General features: G+C 32.1%; 5 protein-coding genes and 1 pseudogene. 1 reads left to right on the top strand and 5 read right to left on the bottom strand.

The genetic code is table 11. From position 1 onward, the window contains the following. Positions 1-4: 4 nt before the first annotated feature. The 5 genes and pseudogenes from H8909_RS12420 to H8909_RS12400 form a co-directional block, all read right to left on the bottom strand. A pseudogene (locus tag H8909_RS12420) lies at positions 5-586 on the bottom strand (isopeptide-forming domain-containing fimbrial protein); the annotation flags it as partial. A gap of 286 nt (positions 587-872) precedes the next feature. Beyond that, the gene (gene lepB, locus H8909_RS12415; protein ID WP_117458178.1) at positions 873-1367 is read right to left on the bottom strand and encodes a signal peptidase I; all 495 of its coding nucleotides are present in this window, start codon (positions 1365-1367) and stop codon (positions 873-875) included. A gap of 587 nt (positions 1368-1954) precedes the next feature. Beyond that, the gene (locus tag H8909_RS12410; protein ID WP_202985975.1) at positions 1955-2239 is read right to left on the bottom strand and encodes a hypothetical protein; all 285 of its coding nucleotides are present in this window, start codon (positions 2237-2239) and stop codon (positions 1955-1957) included. A gap of 121 nt (positions 2240-2360) precedes the next feature. Then, the gene (locus H8909_RS13825) at positions 2361-2456 is read right to left on the bottom strand and encodes a hypothetical protein (protein ID WP_369409840.1); all 96 of its coding nucleotides are present in this window, start codon (positions 2454-2456) and stop codon (positions 2361-2363) included. A gap of 141 nt (positions 2457-2597) precedes the next feature. Beyond that, complete coding sequence (locus H8909_RS12400) at positions 2598-3893, bottom strand: alpha-amylase (RefSeq protein ID WP_369409841.1); 1296 nt, start codon at positions 3891-3893, stop codon at positions 2598-2600. Between the two features lie 473 nt (positions 3894-4366). Between H8909_RS12400 and H8909_RS13550 the strand changes: the two genes are divergently transcribed. Continuing rightward, a partial coding sequence (locus tag H8909_RS13550; RefSeq protein ID WP_187013043.1) for an RNA-guided endonuclease InsQ/TnpB family protein occupies positions 4367-5217 on the top strand: 851 nt, incomplete at its 3' end.

The following is a 5217-nucleotide window of genomic DNA, read 5'->3' as shown; positions in this document are numbered from 1 at the left end:
TTTTTCAAATTAATTGTGGACTTCCAACCGTATTCAATTTTTTGGTGAGGCGGACTTGTCCAGCGTATTGAGTGGACTTCTCTACTGTAACGAGTGGTCTTCCATTAGCGGAATACTCAGCACCTGCAAGTGGAATTCTACGAGAATCAATTTTGTTGATAACAACTTTATATGTAAATACGATTACTTTATCTTCTGGTGTCTGACCTTTATCTCCACCCTGTTCATTGTTAGGGTTATTAGAGAATTCCATATACATTATATTTGGGTTACCTAAAAAACCAATAACTGCATTTTCATTTAATGTCGCAGTATATTCAACTCTTACTTTTGATACATCATCACCCAAAACTTTTACATCCTTAATAGTTACAGTGAAGTGCTGATCATCTGTGATATTCACTTCATATTGATTTAATTCAAGTACTTCGTTGCTATCATTTTTATAAACTTTAAATGAATCTCTGTCAAGCGTCAAGCCATTAGATAAAGTATCATGGAACACTAACTGATAAACACTTTTGTAATCATTATAATCCTGAGCTACAGTACCAGTTAACTGGAATGATACCTGATCACCAATATCATAGTCTGCAGAATCCTGCCATCATGTTTTTGTACCTTCAGTATCATTTGTATCCTTTACTTTCTTTTCTGAAGTAGGAACACTTGATTTTACTTTTGCAGATACATCATTACCTACAACTTCTCAAATAAACTTAGTATAAGAATCCTGTCCAGATACTGAACCATCTTTATCCTTTACTAAATAATAGCCTGGTGTCAAATTGTTAATCTTATAGTTTTTACCATTTACTTCTTTCTGCCAGGCTTATTTAAAATATTAAAATCTGTCATATTCTCTCCTTTATTTAATAAATAGAAAAGCGTGTAATCGGATAAACCCTCATGACAACTTTTCCAATAATTTGTTTTTGATCAATACATCCTAAATCTCGCATTCTAGAATCTATAGATTGCCTTCTATTGTCTCCAAGTACAAAGACTTTTCCATTAGGCACGATATAAGGAAAGACTTCATCACGTAATGGATTGTCTTTTCTACTTGATAGATAGTCTTCTTCTAGTTTCTTATCATTCACAAATACATAGCCATTTGTATCAATATTGACCTCATCATTACTTAGGGCGATAACTCTTCTTACAAGAAGCTTATTGTTGTATTCAAAAGCGATTAAGTCTCCCTGTTTAAAAGATTTTGTTTTTTTAATACATACATAATCATTATTCTTTAATGTAGGGCTCATAGAGTTTCCTTCTACCTTATAAATTGGACAGAAAGTAGTAATCAGAAACATTATGATACAAATGATAATTAAACTAATAAAAGTTATTTTCTTCTTCATATAAGCACCTTTTTTAAGTTATTGTTAATGTTTGGAAAAAACCATGCAAAAAATATCATAGAAATAATTTAAAAACAATTAATTTGAAACATAATGTAACATGTAACACTCACTCGAGACATTCGTTATACTTATATTTTTCTTGTATTTTACTTCTAACAGAATTTATTTATAATACATACCAATTATAACAATAGTTTTATCTCTTATATAACTAAAAATTGAAAAAAGTAACTATTTACTTTGAAATAGTTACTCGTTACATATATACGTAACACTAATTGTTATTTGTGTTGGTGGTCCAATTAAAAAAATAACCGTTACTAGAGGAACGGTTATTCTTCAATCTCATCTTTTGTAAGTATACCAACAATTCTCTCAACTGCATCTGACTACTCCCACGGGCAAGCCCGTGGGGTTCTTACTGTCAAGTTTAGCTTGTAATCGTACATCATTTTCAGACTTTGGAATACAAGTGTAAATCTATTTAAGTAAGAACTTTTATTACCAAGCAGTCCAACGACCACATTAACGGTAAATTTCTATCTTACGATATGGAAGTATAATCAATCTCCCTGATGTTTATTTTATACTATTTTGATTCCACTATTCAATACTTTGATTCTATTAGTCTCAATTCTTTTAATTAAGGCTTCTTCCTTACTGTAACACTCTTCAAATTCTGAAATACATCTATCTCTATCTATATTCTTAGTCCTGTAATCATAGCAGTACAACAGAAATGATGAATACCAGTCTCGTTGTACTAGAGTTCCATCTGCTAAATGATACATCCTGTCAAATATTTTCTTCTTTATGTTATCATCTGCTGTATGGTCATATTGTGATGCTCTATAATCATTAGGTCTCACAGAAATGATCCCGAGTGACAAACCTTAGTCACATATTTTGTGTTAATTCATAAAAAATCCGTTCTGTTGCATATACTATTGGAACAAAAGAATTAATTTTCCTAAATTTACCTTCTGAAGCTTAATACTTCACACCCATCTTCTTACAAAAACGCATAATTGTTGCCGTGGATACATTTGTATCATTCGCAAGTTCACGAACACTTCTATGTAACACTTTTCTCTCTATTATTTATCCAATGTCATTCAAACTTTTCACTTGCGCATAAGTAAAATTCAAAATGTTCGCTCCTCTTCTATATTCACGGTATACTCAGACAAAGGTAAATACAACAGTAACCAATATATTCAATAATTTCTATTTTTGTGCAATATACAGATTAAGAGATGCTTCATCACATATGAATTCACCATAGCCATCAATAATATCAATAGTATGTTTGCCATCTGTCATATGTTTATACTTCTTACCTACAAACATACGTTTTGTGCCACCTTTACTATTAGTGAGTATGACTGCAAGTCCTGTTTCAAAAGTCCATCCTATCACATCTGGATCATCTATATAATCATGTCTTATTCCTTCTACATATTGTTTTCTTAGTTTCAACATATAATCTAATATGTCTTTTTTGGGATTGATATGATCATGAGGGATTCCATAATAGTCACCATAGAAGATACATGGATAACCTTGTTCTCTTAGTAAAATGCAGGCATAAGCCTGTGGTTTAAACCAATCTTCTATGAATGAAGTTAAGGATTGTCCTGGTTGTGTATCATGGTTATCCACAAATGTGACAGCATACTTGTCATATCTTTGTACTAACGTATTATTGAAGAGTTCTCGCATATCATAATAACCATTAGAATGACTGGCATCATAGAAATGATAGTGTAATGGTACATCAAATAGACTCATACAGAAGTGTGTAGATTCTAGATAATGACATAAATGGTTAATATCACCCCAGTATTCTCCTACAGTAAAGAGTTCTTTTTTAGAATGTTTACGCATTATAGTGATCCAATGTTCATAGAAAGATGAGTCTATATGCTTAATGGCATCACATCTAAAGCCATCTAGATGAGTAATGTCTTTATACCAAAGTCCCCATTGAATAGCTTCTTCGACTACTTCAGGATTATTGTAGTCTAAATCTGCACCCATTAAATAATCATAATTTTCATATTCATCATCAACATTCTCACTGAAGTGTTTTCCCTTAAAAAGATAAAGACCATGTTGATGTTTAGATGCATCATAATCTACACTCGTAAAATGTTTTGAATTATATATAAAGTCAGAATATTTATCTCTAGATGGAAATGAGAAGTATGTAGAAGCACGAATGACTCTTTTTCTTTTAGATACTTTATGTCTATGATAGGCATCTACCTTATAGGCAATGACTTGTTCCATTCCATCTGCACCCATGAGATGATTCAATACAATATCTGCATAGACATCTATTCCAAATAGATGAAACATCTTAATACACCAGAGATATTCCTTCTTTGTGCCATATTTGGTACGTATTGTATTCTTGCTTTTGAATTCTCCTAAGTCATAATGATCATAGACACCATATCCTGTATCATTGACTCCATATGCACCTTTATAAGCAAGAGGAAAATATAAGTAACTAAATATATCGACTATTGTGATTAGATGTGTTCAAATCTCCTCAAAGGAGAGCGTTAAAATGAAAACATCAAATATCACAAATTATAAATTAAAGGATTTTACTGAACTTTTAGGCGTATCTGTTAAGATGTTATAACGTTGAGATAGAAAAGGAACTTTAAAGGCAAACCGAACCAAAACTAAAGGCATTATTATACTTATAATCATCATTTACTAAATCAAGTTGCATTTTTAAGATAGTTTTATAATGTAAAAGAATTATTTGAATACCCACAGACCACAGGTTTGTGAAAATTAAATTATATAAACGCCTATAAATCGGCGTTCATGAAGCTGAACTTGATGCATAGATTTTCCATTTGTACTATAATTAGATTAGAAATCAGATGGAGAACTCATACAGTATATGGTTTCAATACTTCATGTGTTCTCCTGCCAGTTGCAGGGGCTTCGTAAGTATAAAAAACAGATAGAAAGGGATGAGGAAATTGCTGAAGAGCTTCAAAACGGAAATAAATCCTACAGAGGACCAGAAAGTAAAGATTCGTAAAACAATAGGTACTTGCAGATTTATATATAACTTCTATCTTGCTCATAATAAGGAGCTTCATGAAAGTGGAAAAAAGTTTATGAGCAGCAGCCAGTTTAGAGTATGGCTTAACAATGAGTATCTTCCGAACCATCCAGAATATTCATGGATCAAGGAAGCTTATTCAAAATCGGTAACACAGGCAGTAAATAACGGACAGACCGCATTTGAAAACTTCTTTAATCATAAGAGCGCCTTTCCAAAATTTAAGAAGAAAAGCAGATCTGATGTGAAAATGTATTTTGTAAGGAATAATCCAAAAGATTGCCTTTGCGAAAGACACAGAATCAAGATTCCGTCACTTGGCTGGGTACGCATCAAAGAGAAAGGATATATTCCCACAACTAAAGACGGATACGTAATTAAGAGCGGTCATGTCTCAATAAAAGCTGACAGATACTATGTTTCAGTTCTTATAGAAATCCCAGACAAAACGACAGCCAATAATTCCAGTGAAGGAATTGGCATTGACCTTGGATTAAAGGACTTTGCGATTGTCTCTAACGGAAAAACCTATAAGAACATCAATAAATCTGCCAGATTAAGGAAGCTTGAAAAAAAGCTTATTCGAGAACAGAGAAGTCTTTCTCGAAAGTATGAAAATCTAAAGAAAGGAGAGTCTACTCAAAAAAGAAATATACAGAAACAAAAGCTTAAGATACAGAAGCTTCACCATAGAATTGACAATATTCGTACTGATTACATCAATAAGATAATCGCAGAGATAGTGAAAACCAAGCC

This window comes from Catenibacterium faecis (genome assembly GCF_014306455.1).
Taxonomy (GTDB): Bacteria; Bacillota_I; Bacilli_A; order Erysipelotrichales; family Coprobacillaceae; genus Catenibacterium; species Catenibacterium mitsuoka_A.
Note: the sequence above shows the minus strand (reverse complement) of the source record. Positions and strands in the feature narration are given on the sequence as shown.

Coding starts and splice junctions, on each gene's coding strand:
- lepB (WP_117458178.1), bottom strand. CDS start 1,367: ATGAAGAAGAAAATAACTTTTATTAGTTTAATTATCATTTGTATCATA.